This is a genomic window from Petrotoga mobilis SJ95, from assembly GCF_000018605.1.
Lineage (GTDB): Bacteria > Thermotogota > Thermotogae > Petrotogales > Petrotogaceae > Petrotoga > Petrotoga mobilis.
Genome location: NC_010003.1, coordinates 782,301 through 800,734, shown reverse-complemented (window position 1 = coordinate 800,734; position 18,434 = coordinate 782,301). Strand labels below are relative to the sequence as shown.

The window sequence follows — 18,434 nt, the reverse complement described above, 5'->3', positions numbered from 1 at the left end:
TGGGGTGATTTTAAATGAGTCGTGGTAATTTAAGAGCCATTAAAAGAAGGATCGCCTCTACAGAATCTACTATGCAAATAACAAGAGCCATGCAGATGGTTGCTACAGCTAGGCTCAACAAAATACAGAAGCGATGGAAAGACGTAAAAGATTATTCTAATTACGCAGAAAGAATTCTAAAAAAAGTTCCCTTTGTTGAAGAAAGCTTATACACTCAAAATAGTGAAGGTTCTTTAATCTTTGTGATCACCCCAGACATGGGTTTAGCTGGCTCTTTTCCATCTGATCTAGTTAAAGAAGCTTTAAGGGTGAAATCTAAGCTGGAAGATTTTAAAGGATACTTTGCATTGGGTGCAAAGGGCTATTCAGGTTTAAAGAGTGAAACAGTCTTGGAAAAAGAGATAAATTTATTCGACATTCCAAAGGTTGATCATGCGGAGTATTTGCTGGACATTATTTTTCAAATTATGGAAAATAAAGGCATTAGCAAGGTGAAGGTTGTGCATGGAGAGTTAAAAAATGCCTTGATACAGTTACCGAAAACTTATGATCTACTTCCAATAACAAAAGATAAATTTGAAATAGATGCCAGATACGAATACGAACCCGAGGAAGAGAAAGTGTTTGAAGATGCTGCATATCAGTATCTTCTCTCTAAAATGTATCTATTTTTATTTGAAACCAAGTTGAGTGAACTTCATGCTCGCCAGAACGCAATGAAAAACGCCACAGATAACGCGCATGATTTAATAGAAGAGTTGAACCTTGAATACAACAAGCAAAGACAAGCCTCTATTACCCAAGAATTGATAGAGATTGTTAATGGGGCGAATATGCAATAGGAGGTAATTCGATGCAAGATCAAAAGGGTAAAATAATATCTGTCATTGGACCTGTCGTCGATGTGAAATTTCCCGAAGGCCAGCTACCTAACGTTTACGATGCTTTAAAAGTAAAAAACGAGTACTCAGGTGAAGAATTAATACTTGAAGTTGAGCAATTAATCGGAGACGATACAGCTAGATGTGTTGCAATGGATTCTACGGATGGTATAAGAAGAGGTCAAGAGGTTATCAACACGCTAGAGCCAATAAAAGTTCCCGTTGGAGATACCACATTGGGAAGAATGGTCAACCTTTTGGGGAAACCTATCGATGAAAAAGGAGACGTTGAAGGGGAAGAATACTGGCCAATCCACAGGGACCCTCCATCGTTAAATGAACAAGATACATCGATTGAGATTTTAGAGACGGGTATTAAATGTATAGATCTTTTGGCTCCATTCCCCAGAGGCGGGAAAATAGGATTCTTCGGTGGAGCTGGAGTAGGTAAGACCGTTCTTGTTATGGAACTTATAAGAAATATAGCTAAAGAACACCAAGGGATCTCTGTATTTGCAGGTGTAGGTGAAAGAACCAGGGAAGGTAACGACCTTTGGCTGGAAATGCAAGAGACAGGGGTTATTGATAGCACGGCGTTGGTGTTTGGTCAGATGAATGAACCCCCCGGGGCGAGGTTCAGAGTTCCTCTAACCGCGTTAACTATCTCAGAATACTTTAGAGATAGGCAAAAAAAAGACGTCTTACTTTTCATAGATAATATATTTAGGTTTGTACAAGCAGGATCAGAGGTGTCGGCTTTATTAGGAAGAATGCCCTCTGCTGTAGGATACCAGCCAACATTGGCATCGGATATGGGACAGTTGCAAGAGAGAATAACATCCACAAAAGATGGATCTATTACCTCTGTTCAGGCTATTTATGTTCCTGCGGACGATTTCACGGATCCCGCACCTGCCACTACTTTTGCCCATTTGGACGCAAATATAAACCTTTCAAGGAGACAGTCAGAATTGGGACTTTATCCCGCAGTTGATCCATTAGATTCCACATCAAAGATGTTGGATCCCAATGTAGTTGGCCAAGATCATTACTCGGTTGCAAGAGAAGTCAAAGAAGTTTTGCAAAGGTATGAAGATTTACAAGATATAATAGCGATTTTGGGTATAGAAGAATTATCAGAAGAAGATAGACAGATAGTGAATAGAGCCAGAAGAATTCAAAGATTCTTAACTCAGCCTTTCTTTGTTGCAGAAAGGTTTACAAATTATTCGGGTAAGTATGTTAATGTAGAAGATACTATCAAAGGCTTTAAAGAAATACTTGAAGGGAAGCATGATGATTTACCTGAAAGCGCCTTTTACATGGTGGGTACGATAGAAGAAGCCGTAGAGAAAGCGAAAAAAATGAATGAATGAAGTGTTTGTAAGGCAGGTGGTATAAATATTTAAATTCAAAGTTGTTACCCCAGAAGGGGTAAAGTATGAAGAAGACGTTCAGTATGTAGAATTTAAAACAAAAGAGGGGTCTATGGGAACCTTAACTCAAAGGTTGCCAATAGTGACTTCTTTGAGAATCGCCCCTGTATCAATAAAAAAAGCAGATAACTCAGTTGAGAGTTTCGCCATCCATGGTGGTATTTTGGAGATGACGGGGGAGGAAATGACCATTGTTACCACCGCTGCTGAAAGATCGGAAGATATAGATGTTGAAGCCGCAAGGAAAGCTATGGAAAGTGCCCAAGAACAGATTAAAGCAACGGAAGATCAATTTAAAAAAATAAAATTACAAACAAGAATTGAGAAGAATCTTTTGAGGGTCAATATGTCAAAGAGAAAGTAAATGGCTTTTTAATTATCTTTGAATTAGGTCTATTTTTGTTTTTATCCTTTGCAAATCGTTGTAATTTTTTTCTAAATAATTATCTTTGATAGCCTTTAAATAACTTAAATTGAGCCAAACTTTTTCCCTTTCTTTCAATGAGGTTCTATCTTCCTCTAGAATAGAAGGGGAAAATATTTTTTGATCTGTTAGAACATATGCAAGCAAATTATTAGCTAAGTCTTGATTGTTGCCAGCCACAGGACTTTTGCTGAATACTAAGTCAACTTCTTGAATCTTCAAAGTTGTTATAACAGCGGGATTTATCATTTCTTCTGGAAGGATAAAAGAGATTTTATAAGAGTTTATTGAGAATAATCTATGAGTTAAACTTCTTTCCTGGTTTATGAAGATAACTTGATTGTTGAAAAGTTTGAGAATATCGTTTTTTAGAAATAGAATCAAATGAATTCCATAAATATTGACAATTTCAGAAATCAAGTGTAATTTGCGGTAGTGGATGTTTTTGTTAGAAGAGAAAAAAAAGATATAAAAACCTTGGTTAATACCTTCAGCAAGCTGTTTTATTATGCTTTTTGGTTTCAATTTTTTTATTACGTATATACCTAAGCTGTTCTTATTATAACTTTTGGGTTCTTCAATCATTTTTAAAGACTCAAATAATTCTTTTTTAAGAAAATTATAATGTAGCTTTAAGAACAGATGTTGTGATCTCATTTTTTACCTCAACACCTTGACATCATAGGTGTGAATTGTTTCTTTCAAATCCGATAAATACTTTCCAAAAGAGTACATATAATTTTTACTCTTTTTAAAATCAAGTGTGAAATAAATAGCGTTTTTGATCACGAATTCGTTTTTGTAATTGGGAACGATGTAGGACACCGTAGATTCGTTTTTCGACGTGTTGATAATTATCGCCGGTATTTTTACAATTCTCAAATTAGACTGAATATGCAGGAGTACTTTTCTTTCTAAATTTTCAGAGAAGTTCAAAGATAGAACGATTAAATCCACTTGATACAAAAGATTCAAGAAATAAAATTCAAAATTTAGAGCATCGTTGGTAAACCCAAAAGATAATAAAACATCTTTTTCTGTGATGAACCGATTATCCTTGTTTAAGTACGTTTTGTTCCTGTTTATATAACATTCTACATACTCTTTGTTATTGATAGCAATAACCTCAGATTGGTCGTTTAAAGACCAACCTGAGGTTGATAATATTAAATCAAAATCAAAAAATTCCATTGCATTTGCAGAGTTTCCTACAAAAATTCTCATTTTCCAAACTTTTCGTAAAAAGTTTTATATGCCAAATAAGTTTCGTATATATCCGCTTTTGATGCCACTTCATACGGAGAGTGCATCCCCAAAAGCGGCACGCCAGCATCCAAAACGTCTAAACCTTTTTCAGAAAAGAAAAGGGCTATGGTTCCTCCTCCGCCTCTGTCTACCTTTCCCAGTTCTCCTATTTGCCAAGATATGCCTTCTTTGTTGAAAAGGTTTCTAACTTTTCCTACTAATTCAGCATTTGCATCGTTTGTTCTTCCTTTGCCTCCTGAACCTGTGTATTTCATAAGAGTTATACCGTAACCCAATTTTGGAGCGTTGGATAGATCGTGAGCTTCTTTGTAATTTGGATCTACAGCAGCTGATACATCGGCTGAAAGCAAAGTAGAATTGGTGAGAATTTCTTCTATGTTTTGAAGTAGTTCTTCTTCTTTTGCTAAAGCGGCAATTTTCTTCAAAACGTAGATCCAGAAATGATTTTTTGCTCCTGTATTTCCATCGCTACCTATTTCTTCTTTGTCGACTAGTAAAACTGCCGGGTTTTTTACAGATGTTTGAGCATCGATTAAAGCGGTCAATCCTGTGTAGGCACAGACCCTATCGTCGTGTCCGTAGGAAGCTAAAAGGCTTTTATCCAATCCTACATCTCTAGCAGGAAGTGCAGGAACGATTTCCAATTCAGCACTAACTAAGTCTTCTTCTACGATTCCATATTTATCGTTCAAAATCTTCAAGATATTTAACTTAACTGGATTTTTAATCTTATCGGTTTCATCGTAGGAAATAGCAGTAGTACCAACTAATACATTCATTTTCTCGGCTTCAAATGCTTCCGAAACCTTTTTATTAGCCAAATCTCTATCGAGATGTGGCAGTAAATCTGATATTACAAATACGGGATCGTTTTCGTCTTGTCCTATGGAAACCTCTATTTTACTTCCATCGCTTTTTATTACTACGCCATGTAATTCAAGAGGTATGTTGAACCAGTGATACTTCTTCACTCCACCATAATAATGAGTCTTTGCCATTGCAATATTCTCATCTTCCACTATTGGCTCGGGTTTCAAATCAAACCTTGGCGAATCTATGTGGGCACCTACTATGTTGATACCATCCTTCAAAGGATTGTTGTACTTGAGAGCGAATACCGCTTTATCTCTGTTTACAAAGTAAACTTTATCCCCTTTCTCTATCTTTCCTAAGTTCACGTAATGAGAAAGAGGTTTGAAACCGTTTTTTTCAAGGAGCTCCACTGAGTATGTAGCTGCCTTTCTTTCAGTTTTAGAAAAGTTGATAAAATCCTTGTACTGTGAAGTATACCTATCGATATCTTCTTTGTTTCTTTTGCTCCATACACTTTTCTTTTGAAAAGTTAAACTTTTTTCTAACTCTGTTAGGTCCATTAGATCACCTCCAATAAAATTTTACCATATTTTTTTGAAAATAAGCACAGTTAAATAATTTTTCATACAGTTCTGATTTATGAATACTCAAATAATCCGTTTATAAATGATTAGGAAGAAATATTTCGAAATAGAATTGATTACGATGTTTAAACTTAAATTTTCTTCAATTTTATTATTTGTTTAAAGGGTATAAAAATATTATAATAGAAACGCTAACACAGAGTTAGACATTTTAAAGACAATTAAAAAAATTTTATAAGGGGGCGTTTTTATGGAAAAGAAGATTTATCCAGAGTTGACTATGGATTTTGTAAGGGTTACAGAAGCATCGGCTTTGATGAGTAGTTTATACTTGGGCTGTGGTAACCTAGAAATGATCAAGCATAGTTCCATCGATGCTATGAGAGGTATGTTTGATTACATAGACTTTAAAGGGAATATAGTAATGAGTAAATACGATAAAGAAAATTCAAATATGCTGTATGTAGGTGAAAAAGTTGGTAGTTGGCAAGATGACACTTCCGAAATGGATTTAGCTGTTGATGCTATAGACGGAGTGAAATTGGCTGCTTTCGGCTTGCCAAATGCCATAAGTGCGGTTGCCGCCACGGTGTCGGGAAGCATTAAATTACTGCCGACTTTTTATTCTTATAAGCTTGCTGTAGGTCGTGAATTAAAAGGTAAATTGGATTTGAGAAAACCTATGAAAGAGAATATAAAAATTGCAAGTGAGGTTTTGGGAATTGCACCTACGGAACTAACTTTTGTTATTTTGAATAGGCAAAGGCATGAAGAGATTATAGAAGAGATTAAAGAAGCTGGTTCAAGAATAAAATTAATAAGTGATGGAGATATTACAGCTGCCATAGCCACCGCGGTTCCCGATAGCGGGGTGGATATCTATGTTGGTATTGGAGGAACTCTTGAAGGGATACTTTCGGCTGCTGCTTTAAAAACGCTTGGTGGAGAAATTCAAATGAAATTGTGGGCAAGGGATAGAATTGAAGAGCAATCGATCAAGGAAGAAGGTTGGGACCTTGAAAAGATCTTTTATACCGATGAAATAGTTGGCGGAGAAGATGTAATATTTTCTGCTACGGGTATAACCGATGGAGATCTTTTAAAAGGGGTTAAATTTGTAAAAGGTTTTGCTTACACTCATACACTTACGATGAGAAGTAAGAGTGCAACCGTAAGAAAAATAGAGTCTATGCATAATTTAAAAAATAAAACTATAAGGTTGAAATCTTTGGAAGAGGATAAAAGATTAATCGATTTGAGGAATGAGTATATTAATTAATTATGTTGAGACTCCTTTTTCTTTTGTCCTTGTCATAAGTAAGATTACCCCTTCAAAGGCTATTTGTAAATAATAAGTTGCAAATCTCCACAACAGTACAGTAGTAGAAACGAATCTTCCAGGCATGAAACTGGCAAGAACGATACCATACAATGCTTCTACCCCACCTGAGGACCCTGGGGTAGGTATGTAATAGACGACAAAGTTCATTATTATAAAAAGTATGAATACTTCAAGAATGCTGTAACTTCCTGACGTAATTGATGATAGTGTAATGTGCAAACCTAAAGAATGAAAAAAAACGATGAAACCTCCAAGTATAAAGTCTATTGTAACTATATGTGCCTTTTCGATCCATAGCGTTTTGATACTTAACTTTAGCTCTTCCAACCAATTTTCTAATTTTTGTAATCTTTGTTCGAATTTCGATTTGTTTTTTAATGGAAATATCTTTAGTAAAAAATTAAACAACTTATATATCAATTTTGGGTTTAAAAATAGTAAAATTAACAAAGCAGAGAACCCTAAAGCGGCTATAATACCAATAATAAGTATATATTTCCCAGTTCCTATTCTGCTTAAAATACTCATTACTCTTCTTATGAAAATTAAGATAACGGCAGAAGAGAACAGTAGATTTTCTACAAGCCTTGACAACACTATATTTGTAGCTAAAGTGGATTCTATTCCTAATTTTGTAAGATGGTATATTTGATATGGTTGCCCACCACTAGCCATCGGGGTAATATTAGACATAAAATAGAATGAAACTGTATTATAAATGGCATCTTTAAACTTTATTTTTTTGTGAAAACTTAAGGTGACTATGTACAATCTTATTAAATCGATCAAATAAGCCATAGAAAAAACTACAAAAACCTTCACAATAAAGATTAGATTGATTGTTTTAAGGGTGGCGAAGGTTTCTTGGAAATCAGCAAAAAAAGAGATCACAATGTTGATAACTAAACCAATAATTAAAACAACGATTAGATTAATGATTATTTTTTTTCTACTAAGTGCGCTTTCATTGTCTTTGTCTTTTTCCTCTGACATTTTTTCCTCCTGTATGGATTTTTTGCTTTATACCTTCTTCATAGATATTTTTTAATTTTATAAAGGCTTTTTCATCACTATAATTTTCAAATAAGATGTAAGACTTTTTCTCGTATTCAGCATATAACTCTTTGTTAATATTAAGCTTTTTGATTGTCTCAACAAAATCTTCTACTGAATTACCAGATAAATAGTTAGGAGAAAATATTTGTTTGTAAACTGGTAAATCTCTCAGTACTAAAGGTAAACCACTTCCAGTTGCTTCTATTACTACTAAACCAAAGGTTTCATGAAATGAAGGAAAGAAGAAAATATCTGATAAAGAATAATAATCGATCATTTTTTCTCGGTTTATAGTCCCAGTAAAATTGACATTATTAGGAGCCCTTTTTGTAAGCTTGTTCATTTCATCATAGTGCTCGGTTAAATGTTTAAAGGGCATTCCACCAGCCCAAATGAACTTCATGTTCTTTAATCTTTTAGCGGTTTCCACGAAATCTGTTATACCTTTTCTAGGTTGAATCTGTCCGGCACCCAAAATTATGAAATCATCGTCATTATACCCGTATTTTTTTCTTAAATAAGATTTTTGTGAGTGTTTTTCCTCAGGTTTGGTGAAAAACAATTCTTTTATAACAAAATTTCTAAAGATCACAATTTTATTAGGATTTATCTTGAGATCCTTAATCAATTCATTTTTGGTCTCTTCACTGACGGCTAAAATACAGTCAGAAGAATTGTAAAAATGTCTTGAATACCTAATAAAAAAAGGTAACCATAGTTTATTGAATTTTATACTCCCTTTCAACGAATTAGGAACTACATGAGCAGAAATCACACAAAAAGAATTTTTCTTATTCTTTAACAACGATAAGAAGCTTTTTATGTTGAGAGTATGAATATGTAAAACATCGTAATTTCCTAAAATTTTGTTCTCATATATAGTGTAATCACTGTATTTTTTTAAGATGTATTTGTGATCCGATGTGGCAGAATACACCCCCTGACCAGGGTATTTCTCAGCTATTGATAGAATATCGATTTTCATATTTTCCCTTCTCAAAATTGGAATTTAAATGTATTTAATAAGTCTTTTTAGGTTTTTGTTATAAACTTTTGAATTGATCATAGCAGAGTTATCTACTATAAAATCTCTGTAGACATAACCATCAAGGTAAACCTTTTGCCTATAGAGATATTTGTCTATCAACGTGTTAGATAACCCTTTTTGGGACATTAAACTCAATGGAAATCCTATACTTTCTATTTCGTACTGGGCTAAATCTTGTAAGGTTGTTTCAACCTTTTTAGTTGATTTTTGTTCTCTCTCTCCAAATAACGTACTTTTTATATCTTCTAACTGTTGAACTTTTCCCTTCACTCGCTGAGTGGTTTCTCTTAGTAGATTTTTACGGTTGTTGTTAAAATAATCTAATGCGCCTGATTTGATTATTAATTCCACAATATTTCTGTTGATATTTTTGTTTATTATGAAATTAAAAAAATTTTCTAAGCTTAAGAGTTTCGCTTCTTCAAATATCTGAGAAACATTTCTACCTATTCCTTTAATTATATACAAAGGTAGTATTAGCTCTGTTTCACTTGCCAAACCAAATGGATATCTAATGTCTGGCAACTTTATTTTCACACCTAAAACTGATGCTTCATTTATTACATCGACATCAACGCCTTTTATTTTAACATATTCTAAGAAGAAATTGGAAGGATCTTTAAATTTTTTTTCTGAAAGCCAGTATGTAATGTGAGCGTATGCAACCGCATGAGATTTATTAAAGGCATACTGAGCAAAGTTTTCTATCTGAGAAAACAATAAAGTTGCTTCTTTTTCGTCTATCTTTTTTGAGGCGTTGGTAACAAATTTGTTTTTGAAGGTTGTAATTTTGTCTTTTTCTTTTTTAGATACTGCCTTTCTCAACAAATCTGATTCTTGTGGAGAAAATTCCCCTAAGATTTGAGCGATTTTCATTATCTGTTCTTGGTAAACTAAAACTCCCTTTGTCTCGGAGAAGATTTTTTTCAAATATTCTGGTGAGTCATCATTAACGTATTGATCTATCATCCCAGATTCAAGGGGTCCGGGTCTGTTGATGGCTAATAGTAAGATAAGCTCTTCAAAATTTTTGGGTTTTATTCTTTGGGCTAATTTTTGCCCTAATTTTGAGTCCAATTGGAAGATGCCTTTTGTCAAACCTTTAGATAGGTAATGGAAAGTTTTTGAATCGTTAAGCTCTCGGTACTTTTCTTTTATCTGTAATCTTTTTAAGAAGGTCAACGTGTCCAAAGCTAAAATGTCGAACTTTTCCACTCCTAAATATTTTAAATCAGACATTTCCCATTCTATTATAGGTACTTCCTTTTTTTCCAGGGGAGAAAAGGTTCTAAGGTCATTTTGGGAAATTATTAAACCCGCTGCATGTACTGACTCTGCAACTTCTATTCCTTCAAGATAATAAGCGGCATAAAAAAAGGTTTTCTCTTTTTGTGATAAAGATTTGAATTTATCGATGTTCTCTTTGCTTCTTATTGGGGTGTTTATTTTGGCTTCTAAATTGTATCCAAGTAATTCTTCTGCCTTTTTTAAAGCAGATTTAATTTTCATGGTTGAGTAGGTCCTGATTTGAGAGATCTTGTTTTCTCCAAATTCTTTTTGCAATGCCTTTATTAGATCAACCCTTTTCTCCGCGTCGATATCAAGGTCTATATCGGGTAATTCATGCCTGTATTCGTTTAGAAATCTTTCGAAGAGGAGATCGTATTCAATAGGATTCACCTTAGTTATTCCTAATTTATAAACTAAAAAGGAACCTACTGCTGAGCCTCTTCCAGGTCCGACCGAGATGCCATTTTTTTTAGCGGTGTCAACGATTTTTTTAACCGTTAAAATATAATTTTCTACTTTTAACTTTTTTATTATGTTCAGCTCGTAAGATAGCCGTCTTTTTTCTTCGAAAGTTAGGTCTTTTTGTGAAATAGTATCTGTTAGATTATAGTCGGTAACTTTGTATTCATCAAATCTATAGTTTCCTATATTGTAATAAGTTTCTATATTAGAGAAAATAGATAGTTCATTTTGATATTTTAAACCATCTTTGATACAAAGAGATTCTTCATCTTTAAATATATCTTTTAAAAAGTCAGTTGGATACTTCACATAGGGAAGATCCATATCGATTTTTTTTAATCTTAAGTTGTTTCCTAATCCGTTGTAGTGCATTATAGCTGATCTAATATCGTTGTTTGTTTGCAATAAGTACTTACCATTTGCAGTTTCATATAATATTATTGGCTTAATTCTATACTTTTGGGCATAAACGATAAAACTCACCCATGATCTTGGGTGCGGCTCTGATAGAACTATGCAATTGTACCCATACCTTTTTGCTATGGGGAAAAGGTCCCTTAGCTGAAGATAGGATTTACCAATACTTTTTGAAGTTACCACAGGTCCTAAGATCTTCAATAACAGCCCTCCGTTAAGAATTTTGTCCATCTAGGTTTGTTAGAGTGATCAATAGATTCTTAAAGTCATCGGGTAAAGGGGCCAAAAATTCCATCCATTCTTTAGTTTTTGGATGATAAAAGCCTAATTTCAAAGCGTGAAGCATCTGTCTGCCTACTGGTATTTGAAGATTTTTTTCGATTTTATTTTTCCCATACAAAGAATCTCCAATTAATGGGTTACCGATGTATTTGAAATGCACTCTTATTTGATGGGTTCTTCCTGTTCTCAGCCTTATCCAAACCAACGTGGCAAGATCTCCAAATTCTTTTAACGTTTTATATTCAGTTATCGCTTCTTTTCCATTGTACACAACAGCCCTTTTGTGTCTTAAAATAGGATGCCTCCCCAAGGGCAGATTTATTTCTCCTTCCTTTTCTTTTAGCGTTCCTTCAACTATGGCTAAATAGTATTTCATTGTCTTTCTTTCCTTGAACTCTTTTGAAAGCAAGTGATGTGAAAAAGCATTTTTTGCTACGACCAACACACCGGAGGTTTCTTTGTCCAACCTATGAACAATTCCTAATCTGTTTGGATCCTGCATAGTTTTGTCAAGATCCTTTACATGGTGCATCAGGGCGTTAACCAAAGTACCGGTTTTGATACTCGGTGTTGGATGTACTATCAAACCAGCAGGTTTGTTAATAACGATTAATTCCTCATCTTCATACAGTATATTTAATGGTATATTTTCTGGTAGGATATTTTCTTCTTTAGTTTCTTCTACCAATTCATGAAAATCTATTTGAATTTCGTCACCCTGCTTAACTTTGTAATGAGGTTTCTTTTGAGATCCGTTGACGGTAATTTGTCCTTTAGTTATTGCATTTTGGATGAGATTTCTAGAAATTTCAATGGGCATTTTTTGGGCAATGTATATATCAAGCCTTTTTTGTTCATCTTCCCTTTCAACTTTATACATTCTTTTCTCCATATTTGCTCCTTTTGAAAAAATGGTATAATAAAATCACACCACCAAAAGTCACGAATATATCAGCTACGTTGAATATAGAAAAGTTTGGCCAATATATCATATCTACAACGTATCCTAACCTGATTCTATCAATGATATTACCTAAAGCCCCTCCTATAATAAAAGCTATACCTAAGTCAAAAGACGTAGTAAAAAACTTATATTTTTCTTTGTATTTTTCTTTTAAGATAAAAAGAAAAATTACTATTAGTGTAGAGAAGATACCATGAAACAAAGCCATATCTTTAAAAAGTCCAAAAGCGATGCCTGTGTTTTCAACATAAGTCAACTGGAAAAATCCGATTTTAATATTTTTTTCTAAAAGAAACGTTTCAGAAAGTTTTTTAGTTAGTTGGTCAAAAAAGATAATGATAGGTATAACCCAATTCATTTGTTCAATCCTTCCTTTTCACTTTATTATAGCTGATATTGATTATAACACTTTAGAGGTAAAAATTGTCACTTTACCGTTAAAAATCTTATCAACCGGACTGTTAGACGAAGGTACTCAATCACTTTCATTCTTATAGGTGGGCTACGGGGTAAAGAGCACAAAAGTCTTTTCCACATGCGCGGGCTGCGGGGCCAAAGTGCTGAAACTCCTTCATCCTTAGAGGGCGGGTAGCAGGGCAAAGGTGCTGAAAGTTTTTCATCCTTCTGGGTGGGGAGCGGGGCGAAGGGGCGCTAACACAGGTTTTAGAGTTCCTAAAGGCTGTAATTTTAAACAAATGAGGAGGAAAAATATGGAAGAAAGAAATCACAACTTCGATACTTTAATGGTTCATGCGGGTTATGAAAAAGATCCAACTACAGGGGCTAACGTAGTACCAATTTACCAGACTTCATCTTATACCTTTGAAGATTCAGCTCATGCCCTTAGGCTTTTTAACATGGAAGAAACCGGGAACATATATACACGTATAATGAACCCAACGACTGATGTATTGGAGAAAAGAGTTGCTGCATTGGAAGGTGGTGTGGGTTCTTTAGCTACTTCCTCGGGGCAGGCTGCAGAAGCGATAGCGGTCTTAAACATTATGGAAGAAGGGGATGAAATACTTACAGCAAGCTCTTTGTATGGTGGAACATTCACATTATTTAAGAATTCTTTGAGTAGATTTGGCATAAAAACCCACTTCTTTGACATTGACGATGTGGATAGCTTGAAAAATAAGATAAATAATCGGACAAAGGCGGTTTATGTGGAAACCATTGGTAATCCCGAACTTTCTGTACCTGATTTTGAGCAGATTTCTAAGATAGCTCATGAGAATGGTATACCTTTGATCGTAGATAACACCTTTGCGACACCGTACTTGTGCAGACCTTTTGAATTTGGCGCTGATATCGTTGTTCACTCTTTAACCAAATATTTGAACGGGCACGGTAATTCAATTGGTGGAATTATTGTTGATAGTGGAAATTTCGACTGGAACAACGGTAAATTTAATATGTTAACTGAAGAAGATCCTGCTTTTCATGGGATAAGCTTTTATAAAAAATTTGGAAATGCTGCCTATATCTCAAAAGCCCGCTCCCAATGGTTAAGAGATCTAGGGGCTTCAATAAGTCCTTTCAATTCTTTTTTGATATTGCAGGGCATTGAAACATTGAGTTTAAGAATGGAAAGGCATTCCTCAAACGCAATGAAAATTGCAGAATTCCTATCCGAAGATTCGAGAGTGAGCTGGGTAAATTATCCAGGACTGAAAAATCATAAGGCTCATAAAAATGCGGTTAAATATCTAAAACATGGTTATGGAGGGATGCTTTCCTTCGGAGTAAAAGGTGGAGTAGAAGCTGGGAAAAGATTTATCGAAAGTTTAAGAATATTTTCCCATGTTGCAAATGTTGGCGATGTTCGATCACTCGCCGTTCATCCTGCTAGTACCACTCACGGGCAATTGAGTGAAGAAGAACAGTTGGCTTCTGGGGTAAGTCCTGATATGATTAGACTATCCGTTGGAATAGAAGATATTAATGATTTGATTGAGGATATAGATTCAGCTCTAACTAAAGCAACTAAGAACTAATAACCATTTTTTAAGTTCATCCGGGACAGAACGAAAGGAGTGTTAAAAGTGCCTATAAAAATTCCTGAAAACTTACCAGCTGCAGAAGTATTGAGAGAAGAAAACATATTTATAATGACTGAAGAGAGGGCGGCACACCAAGATATTAGGCCTTTAGAGATTGTTATTTTGAATCTAATGCCAAACAAGATAGTCACCGAAACTCAATTATTACGCTTGTTAGGAAACACCCCTTTGCAAATAAATGTAGTGCTTTTAAGGATGGTATCACATAGCCACAAAAACGTATCGCAAGAGTACTTAGACACCTTTTATAAATCTTTTGATCAGATAAGTCACAGAAAGTTCGACGGATTAATTATCACTGGGGCCCCTGTTGAAACTCTTGATTTTGAACAAGTGGATTATTGGGAAGAGCTTAAAGAAGTGATGGACTGGTCAAAGAAAAATGTATTTTCTACTCTTCATATTTGTTGGGGTGCACAAGCAGGATTGTACTATCACTATGGTATAAACAAATATCATGTATCAAAGAAGATATTCGGCGTATTTGAGCATTCGGTAAGTTGTGAAGACTCGCCATTGGTTAGAGGGTTTGATGATACGTTTTGGGTCCCTCATTCGAGACATACCCAAATCAAAAGAGAAGATATTGAACCAATAAAAGAACTGATGATCCTATCCGAATCGAAAAAAGCAGGCGTTTATTTAGTTGAGAGAAAAGATGGTAGGCAAGTGTTTGTTACAGGACATCCGGAATACGATCCAGAGGTTTTAAAAAAAGAATACTATAGGGATTTAAAGAAAGGTATGGACATTGATATCCCAGTAAACTACTTCCCACATGATGATCCAGAAAAACGGCCCGTCGTGAGATGGCGAAGTCATGCTTATATTTTATTCAACAATTGGTTAAATTACTATGTTTACCAACAAACCCCATACAATCTTGACAATATTGACCAAGCAATCCTTTAACAATCAATTCAAAAAAAACAAAACTGTAGGGCTAACTTATTAGTTGCTCTACAGTTTTAGTATCTTTATACAAAATTTTAGAATTTAATTTTTGGTTGAAACCAATTCTTTTGTTTCTCTTGCTATCATAAGTTCTTCGTTTGTTGGAACTACCAACACGGTTACCTTAGAATCGGGAGTACTTATGACCCTTTCTAAGCCTTTAAAATTGTTTTTCTCTTTATCTATCTTTACACCAAGGTAAGTTAAATACTTTTCACATATTTCTTCCCTTGTTACCGGAGAATTCTCTCCTACACCGGCGGTAAACACTATAACATCTACACCGTTCATCGCTGCAGCGTAAGCTCCAATATATTTGGCTATCCTGTACTCATAAATGTCAAGTGCAAGACGACAAACTTTATCTCCTTCTAATGCTTTATCTTCAATATCCCTCATATCACTTGAGAAACCTTTCGTTATTCCATAGACTCCACTTTTATTATTCAATATTCCTATAACTTCTTTTGCTGTTAATCCCTCTTCTTGAGCCAGAAATGAAACAATGGCAGGATCTATATCCCCACTTCTTGTTCCCATAACTAAACCCTCTAAAGGAGTGAATCCCATTGAAGTGTCGAAAGATTGACCATTTTTTACAGCGGCAATGGATGCCCCATTTCCAATGTGTGAGGTTATGATTTTAAGTGTTTTTATATCTTTTCCCAATATTTCGGCTGCCCTTCTTGAAACATATTTATGACTCGTACCATGGAACCCATAACGTCGAATCTTGTATTTTTCGTAGTACTCATACGGGATTGCATACAAGAAAGAAGTATTTGGCATAGTTTGGTGGAAAGAAGTATCAAATACCCCAACTTGTGGCACATTGGGTAAAAGGTCCATCGCTGCTTTTATTCCCATGACGTTTGCAGGATTGTGCAACGGCGCCAAAAAAGACATCATTTCAATTGCATCCAAAGACTCTTTGTCAATAATAACAGAAGAAGAAAATCTTTCACCCCCGTGCACCACTCTATGTCCAACTGCATCTATTTCCTTTAGAGATGAAATAACCTTGTAATCTTCAGAAGTCAAGAGATCTAAAACTTCTTTTAAACCTTCTTCATGATTTTTTATAACCTTCTCTATAACATATTTTTCTTCGTTTTTTCTGTGGATAATTCTGGACCCTTCTATACCTATTCTTTCGACCAATCCTTTGGCTAAAACTTTTTCTGTATCCATTTCAAGAAGTTGATATTTAATCGAAGAACTCCCTGAGTTGATCACTAAAACTTTCATGTTTTTCCTCCTCACGCAAACGATTTTTTAACCGTTAAATTATACAACAATATAGAAGAAATTTCAAATAAAAAGTATTCAAGAATAATAAGTAGCAATAATCTCTTTTGAAAGCAGTGACTTATAATCCCAGATGTAAAAAAAGTCTCTTTCGGGACATTGGGTAACAGCTGAGTTATGAGTGCCTAGTTGAAGATTATAATCACAACATATTGACAAATTTTGATTTTATTCATATAATAATATCATATCAAATATTTTTGATATGTTATTATCATATGTGAGGTTTTCCTAGAATGCAAATATTAAAAGAGATTTGGGATTTTACTCAATATCAGCTTCTTGGCATGAAATGGCTTGATACCTTGATTGGAAAGATCCTTTCAAGTCTAGGAGTGGATACATCTACCCGCATAGGTGGTAGCATCGAGTTTTTCGTCTATGATGTCATTAAGATAATCATACTGCTGTGTTTACTGATTTTCTTTATCAGTTACATTCAGAGCTTTTTTCCACCAGAACGCAGCAAGAAAATATTAGGCCGATTTCAAGGTCTCGGTGCTAACTCTGTCGCGGCTTTACTAGGCACGGTAACGCCTTTTTGTTCTTGTTCATCCATTCCTTTGTTTATTGGTTTTACATCTGCAGGCCTTCCAGTTGGAGTAACTTTCTCGTTCCTTATCTCTTCCCCTATGGTCGACCTAGGGTCGCTGTTTCTACTTATGAGTATTTTTGGAGCAAAAGTTGCAGTCGTGTATGTAATACTCGGATTGATTATCGCAGTAATAGGTGGTACGGTTATAGAAAAATTACGAATGGGGAAGTACGTTGAAAGCTTTATTATGATGGCTGGAAATGTAGATATAGAAGCACCCGACCTGACAAGAAAGGATAGACTGGTCTACTCTAGGGGCCAAATGCTGTCCACCTTTAAAAAGGTGTTTCCATATATCTTGATTGGTGTAGGCATTGGCGCCATTATTCACAACTGGATTCCCGGAGAATGGATTAACTCCGTTCTCGGTAGTAAAAATCCGTTTGGAGTTGTTTTAGCCACACTTGTCGGCATACCAATGTATGCCGATATCTTTGGTGTAATCCCAATTGCAGAAGCTCTATTATCTAAAGGAGCTGACCTAGGCACCGTTCTTTCGTTTATGATGGCGGTCACAACGCTGTCTATACCATCTATGATTATGTTGCGCAAAGCTATCAAACCGGAGCTCTTGGCATTATTTATCGCAATCTGCACCATGGGTATTATTATTGTAGGTTATTTTTTTAACGCTATTCAAGGATTGATCGTATAGTAGGAAAAAATATAAGTAAAAAACTTGGTGCCCAGCTATTGATTATGCTATCTGTATAGACTGTGGGATTTACATCACAAGGTGTTGTACCACACAAAGACTTAATTGTGTCTATAATCTAGTTATATGTCACAATAGATTCCAAACAGTTGGTATCAATTAAACAACAAAAAATGAATAAAAAGGGGTGTAATAAAAATGTCACTATTTGAAAAGAAAAAGAAAGAAACAACATCCTGCAACGGAGAAAACCATAATATAGGAGGGATGCCAAAGCCAGATCATTCTAAAGCTGGGAGTGCTAGCGTTAAAATACTTGGAAGCGGATGTCCGAAATGCAATCAACTTGAAGCAGCAACAAAAGAGGCTCTCCAGCAGCTTGGTATGGATATGGCGATTGATCATGTAACAGATTTTTCAGAAATTGCGGCTTATGGTGTTATGGCAACCCCTGCTCTCGTTGTGGACGGGAAGGTGGTTTCTTATGGTAAAGTTTTAAAAACTAAAGAGGTGGTGGAGATTCTTCAAAAAGTTAGGTCATGAAAGAGATGAATGAAACTGGCAAGCCCTGTCACAGATTTCGTTAGCATG

The 18,434-nt window shown here is 35.0% G+C and carries 17 protein-coding genes; 8 read left to right on the top strand and 9 right to left on the bottom strand.

Going from position 1 to position 18,434, the window contains the following annotated elements; genetic code table 11:
* Positions 1–14: 14 nt before the first annotated feature.
* From atpG to atpC, 3 genes are read left to right on the top strand one after another with little or no spacing between them, the layout of a single operon-like run.
* Positions 15–842 (top strand): ATP synthase F1 subunit gamma, encoded by an 828-nt coding sequence (gene atpG, locus PMOB_RS03855; RefSeq protein WP_012208573.1) that lies wholly within the window; start codon positions 15–17, stop codon positions 840–842.
* A gap of 11 nt (positions 843–853) precedes the next feature.
* Positions 854–2,257 carry a F0F1 ATP synthase subunit beta gene (gene atpD, locus PMOB_RS03850; protein ID WP_012208572.1) on the top strand — a complete coding sequence of 468 codons (1,404 nt, stop codon included), beginning with the start codon at positions 854–856 and terminating at the stop codon, positions 2,255–2,257.
* Positions 2,258–2,282: 25 nt separating this feature from the next.
* Positions 2,283–2,681, top strand: coding sequence for an ATP synthase F1 subunit epsilon (gene atpC, locus PMOB_RS03845; protein ID WP_012208571.1), 399 nt, complete (start codon positions 2,283–2,285; stop codon positions 2,679–2,681).
* Positions 2,682–2,693: 12 nt separating this feature from the next.
* Here the strand turns inward: atpC and PMOB_RS03840 are convergent, their stop codons facing one another.
* The 3 genes from PMOB_RS03840 to PMOB_RS03830 are packed head-to-tail and all read right to left on the bottom strand — an operon-like array spanning position 2,694 to position 5,380.
* Positions 2,694–3,398, bottom strand: coding sequence for a hypothetical protein (locus tag PMOB_RS03840; RefSeq protein ID WP_012208570.1), 705 nt, complete (start codon positions 3,396–3,398; stop codon positions 2,694–2,696).
* Positions 3,399–3,401: 3 nt separating this feature from the next.
* Positions 3,402–3,965, bottom strand: a complete 564-nt coding sequence (locus PMOB_RS03835) for a hypothetical protein (protein WP_012208569.1) — start codon at positions 3,963–3,965, stop codon at positions 3,402–3,404.
* A complete protein-coding gene (locus tag PMOB_RS03830; protein WP_012208568.1) occupies positions 3,962–5,380 on the bottom strand; it encodes an aminopeptidase in 1,419 nt (472 codons plus the stop codon). Before PMOB_RS03830 ends, PMOB_RS03835 begins: the two co-directional genes overlap by 4 nt.
* 274 nt (positions 5,381–5,654) lie before the next feature.
* Between PMOB_RS03830 and glpX the strand changes: the two genes are divergently transcribed.
* Positions 5,655–6,683: a class II fructose-bisphosphatase gene (glpX, locus tag PMOB_RS03825; protein ID WP_012208567.1), complete on the top strand. Its 1,029-nt coding sequence runs from the start codon at positions 5,655–5,657 to the stop codon at positions 6,681–6,683.
* Here glpX and PMOB_RS03820 read toward each other — a convergent pair whose 3' ends face one another.
* From PMOB_RS03820 to lspA, 5 genes are read right to left on the bottom strand one after another with little or no spacing between them, the layout of a single operon-like run.
* Positions 6,684–7,739, bottom strand: a complete 1,056-nt coding sequence (locus PMOB_RS03820; protein WP_012208566.1) for a lysylphosphatidylglycerol synthase transmembrane domain-containing protein — start codon at positions 7,737–7,739, stop codon at positions 6,684–6,686.
* The gene (locus PMOB_RS03815) at positions 7,711–8,787 is read right to left on the bottom strand and encodes a glycosyltransferase family 4 protein (protein WP_012208565.1); all 1,077 of its coding nucleotides are present in this window, start codon (positions 8,785–8,787) and stop codon (positions 7,711–7,713) included. Before PMOB_RS03815 ends, PMOB_RS03820 begins: the two co-directional genes overlap by 29 nt.
* Positions 8,788–8,811: 24 nt before the next feature.
* Positions 8,812–11,220: a DNA polymerase III subunit alpha gene (gene dnaE / locus PMOB_RS03810; protein ID WP_012208564.1), complete on the bottom strand. Its 2,409-nt coding sequence runs from the start codon at positions 11,218–11,220 to the stop codon at positions 8,812–8,814.
* Positions 11,221–11,233: 13 nt separating this feature from the next.
* Positions 11,234–12,181, bottom strand: a complete 948-nt coding sequence (locus PMOB_RS03805; RefSeq protein ID WP_155811046.1) for an RluA family pseudouridine synthase — start codon at positions 12,179–12,181, stop codon at positions 11,234–11,236.
* Positions 12,174–12,623, bottom strand: a complete 450-nt coding sequence (gene lspA / locus PMOB_RS03800) for a signal peptidase II (RefSeq protein WP_012208562.1) — start codon at positions 12,621–12,623, stop codon at positions 12,174–12,176. The genes PMOB_RS03805 and lspA overlap by 8 nt, the downstream gene beginning before the upstream one ends.
* Before the next feature lie 352 nt (positions 12,624–12,975).
* Between lspA and PMOB_RS03795 the strand changes: the two genes are divergently transcribed.
* Both PMOB_RS03795 and metA read left to right on the top strand, forming a co-directional pair.
* Positions 12,976–14,265 carry an O-acetylhomoserine aminocarboxypropyltransferase/cysteine synthase family protein gene (locus tag PMOB_RS03795; protein ID WP_012208561.1) on the top strand — a complete coding sequence of 430 codons (1,290 nt, stop codon included), beginning with the start codon at positions 12,976–12,978 and terminating at the stop codon, positions 14,263–14,265.
* 48 nt (positions 14,266–14,313) lie between these two features.
* A complete protein-coding gene (metA, locus tag PMOB_RS03790; RefSeq protein WP_012208560.1) occupies positions 14,314–15,243 on the top strand; it encodes a homoserine O-acetyltransferase MetA in 930 nt (309 codons plus the stop codon).
* Between the two features lie 84 nt (positions 15,244–15,327).
* On the opposite strand, the gene ackA is transcribed toward metA, so the two are convergent.
* Positions 15,328–16,533 carry an acetate kinase gene (gene ackA, locus PMOB_RS03785; protein ID WP_012208559.1) on the bottom strand — a complete coding sequence of 402 codons (1,206 nt, stop codon included), beginning with the start codon at positions 16,531–16,533 and terminating at the stop codon, positions 15,328–15,330.
* Positions 16,534–16,829: 296 nt separating this feature from the next.
* Between ackA and PMOB_RS03780 the strand changes: the two genes are divergently transcribed.
* Entirely contained in the window at positions 16,830–17,843 is a 1,014-nt protein-coding gene (locus PMOB_RS03780) for a permease (protein WP_012208558.1), read from the top strand.
* A gap of 198 nt (positions 17,844–18,041) precedes the next feature.
* Entirely contained in the window at positions 18,042–18,386 is a 345-nt protein-coding gene (locus PMOB_RS03775; protein ID WP_012208557.1) for a thioredoxin family protein, read from the top strand.
* The last annotated feature ends 48 nt before the right edge of the window (positions 18,387–18,434 follow it).

What these genes read in the sequence shown, in the direction of transcription:
- atpG (WP_012208573.1), top strand. Translation starts at nt 15, where the DNA reads ATGAGTCGTGGTAATTTAAGAGCCATTAAAAGAAGGATCGCCTCTACA.
- atpD (WP_012208572.1), top strand. Translation starts at nt 854, where the DNA reads ATGCAAGATCAAAAGGGTAAAATAATATCTGTCATTGGACCTGTCGTC.
- PMOB_RS03840 (WP_012208570.1), bottom strand. Translation starts at nt 3,398, where the DNA reads ATGAGATCACAACATCTGTTCTTAAAGCTACATTATAATTTTCTTAAA.
- PMOB_RS03835 (WP_012208569.1), bottom strand. Translation starts at nt 3,965, where the DNA reads ATGAGAATTTTTGTAGGAAACTCTGCAAATGCAATGGAATTTTTTGAT.
- PMOB_RS03830 (WP_012208568.1), bottom strand. Translation starts at nt 5,380, where the DNA reads ATGGACCTAACAGAGTTAGAAAAAAGTTTAACTTTTCAAAAGAAAAGT.
- glpX (WP_012208567.1), top strand. Translation starts at nt 5,655, where the DNA reads ATGGAAAAGAAGATTTATCCAGAGTTGACTATGGATTTTGTAAGGGTT.
- PMOB_RS03820 (WP_012208566.1), bottom strand. Translation starts at nt 7,739, where the DNA reads ATGTCAGAGGAAAAAGACAAAGACAATGAAAGCGCACTTAGTAGAAAA.
- PMOB_RS03815 (WP_012208565.1), bottom strand. Translation starts at nt 8,787, where the DNA reads ATGAAAATCGATATTCTATCAATAGCTGAGAAATACCCTGGTCAGGGG.
- PMOB_RS03805 (WP_155811046.1), bottom strand. Translation starts at nt 12,181, where the DNA reads ATGTATAAAGTTGAAAGGGAAGATGAACAAAAAAGGCTTGATATATAC.
- lspA (WP_012208562.1), bottom strand. Translation starts at nt 12,623, where the DNA reads ATGAATTGGGTTATACCTATCATTATCTTTTTTGACCAACTAACTAAA.
- PMOB_RS03795 (WP_012208561.1), top strand. Translation starts at nt 12,976, where the DNA reads ATGGAAGAAAGAAATCACAACTTCGATACTTTAATGGTTCATGCGGGT.
- ackA (WP_012208559.1), bottom strand. Translation starts at nt 16,533, where the DNA reads ATGAAAGTTTTAGTGATCAACTCAGGGAGTTCTTCGATTAAATATCAA.
- PMOB_RS03780 (WP_012208558.1), top strand. Translation starts at nt 16,830, where the DNA reads ATGCAAATATTAAAAGAGATTTGGGATTTTACTCAATATCAGCTTCTT.
- PMOB_RS03775 (WP_012208557.1), top strand. Translation starts at nt 18,042, where the DNA reads ATGTCACTATTTGAAAAGAAAAAGAAAGAAACAACATCCTGCAACGGA.